The following is a 1,421-nucleotide window of genomic DNA, read 5'->3' on the forward strand; positions in this document are numbered from 1 at the left end:
GGCATGGGACGCGACCCCTCCGTCTCCGGAGCTGGGCGGGACCCGGCCGCCTCCGGCGCGGGGCGGGTGCCGTCCGGCATGGGACGCGACCCCTCCGTCTCCGGAGCTGGGCGGGACCCGGCCGCCTCCGGCGCGGGGCGGGTGCCGTCCGGCATGGGACGGGACCCCTCCGTCTCCGGAGCTGGGCGGGACCCGGCCGTCTTCGAGGCTGGGCGGGACCCGGCCGCCTCCGGCGCAGGGCAGGTGCCGTCCGGGTCCTGCGCCGGGCGGGGGGCCGGTGCGGCTCCTGTCGCCGCCGACTCGAGGAGGCGGCGCAACGAGCGGGCCGGTTCCGGTGCGAGGCGGGCGGTGTCGAACCGTCGCAGGCCCTGGGCGACGAGCCGCCGGATCTTCGCCTCGACCGTGGCCCTGGCGCCCGTCGAGGCCAGGACCCCCCGGACCTCCGTCAGATCCCGCGAGGTCAGCGCGGGGTCGCCCACGCAGCGGTCCAGGACCGCGAGGGCCGTACCGTCGTCGCGGGCCTGTGCGCGGGCGCGGGCGAGGGCGATCAGATACGTGGGTTTGCCCTCGCGGATGTCGCCGCCGCTCGGCTTCCCGGTGTGCCGGGGGTCGGCGAAGACGTCGTCGAGGTCGTCCCGCAGCTGGAAGGCCATGCCGACGCGGCGGCCGGCCGCGCTCAGGGCGCGCAGGGTGGTGTCGTCGGCTCCGGCGAGGGCCGCGCCCAGGGCGAGCGGGCGTTCCACCGAGTACAGGGCGCTCTTCAGGCAGGCGGCGCGCAGCGCGCGCGGCAGGGACCGAGCGCCGGTGGTCTGGCCGTGCAGGTCGAGGTACTGGCCGGCGACCATCTCGGTGCGCATGTCGCTCCACAGTCGGCGCACGACGGCTCCGGCCGGGGCGGGCAGCGGTGTCTCGGCGACCAGGTCGTCGGCCCACGCGAGGGCGAGGTCCCCGGCGAGGATCGCCGCGGCCTCTCCGGCCCGCCGGGCGCGTTCGGCGGTCGTACGCCCGGCGAAGCCGGCGCTCGCCTGGGTGTGCAGGGCGGGCCGGCCGCGGCGCAGGACGGCCTGGTCCATCACGTCGTCGTGGACGAGCGCGCAGGTCTGCAGCAGTTCCACGGCGGCGCCGAGACGCAGGGCCGCCGACGCGGCGTCCGGGCCGGTTCCGCCGCAGGCGCGGAACGACCACCACACCAGGTGCGCGCGGATGCGTTTGCCGCCGTGGCGGGTGAACGCGGCGACGCGTCCGGCGATGTCCTCGGCGAACAGCGGATCGACGAGCCGGGCGTGATGCAGGCGGCCGGAGAGCAGTTCGTCGAGCACTCGGCCCACGGCGGCCGGCACATCGGCGTCGACGGTCCCGGCGGGCGACCCGAGGGTGCCGTCGGGGCCGGGGTGTTCCCGGCCCACGCCGTGGAGGGCGGG

Annotated in this window: 1 protein-coding gene; it reads right to left on the bottom strand. The window is 78.0% G+C overall.

Annotated features, from left to right (window positions below):
• Positions 1-1,406: polyprenyl synthetase family protein (locus MTQ10_RS30410; RefSeq protein WP_308404617.1), on the bottom strand; the 1,406-nt coding region annotated here is incomplete at its 3' end.
• Positions 1,407-1,421 lie beyond the last annotated feature (15 nt).

Source organism: Streptomyces sp. XM83C (genome assembly GCF_023072675.1).
Taxonomy (GTDB): Bacteria; Actinomycetota; Actinomycetes; order Streptomycetales; family Streptomycetaceae; genus Streptomyces; species Streptomyces thermocoprophilus.